Raw genomic sequence first — 233 nt, 5'->3', positions numbered from 1 at the left:
CTTGATGTTTTGTGAGGACGCAGCGAGACGCTTAAAAGACAGCTTAGAGCATATGAATGGCGTGGTGGATTATTGGTTCAAGGTTGAACATCAAGAAAGCTTGCATGCACACAATGCTGTAGCGATCGATTATAAATTTAGCGAATGAAAAGCGCCCCAAGAAAAACGAGGAAATAGAGAATGATGGAAGATGTGATCCCAAGAAATTACGAAGAATGGAAGCATTGCATTAC

The 233-nt window shown here is 41.2% G+C and carries 1 protein-coding gene; it reads left to right on the top strand.

Going from position 1 to position 233, the window contains the following annotated elements; genetic code table 11:
• A partial coding sequence (locus A3762_RS26380; RefSeq protein WP_197469074.1) for a GTP cyclohydrolase, FolE2/MptA family occupies positions 1-148 on the top strand: 148 nt, incomplete at its 5' end.
• Between the last annotated feature and the right edge of the window lie 85 nt (positions 149-233).

Source organism: Oleiphilus sp. HI0125 (assembly GCF_001635355.1).
This window is presented reverse-complemented; position numbering and strand designations above follow the sequence as displayed.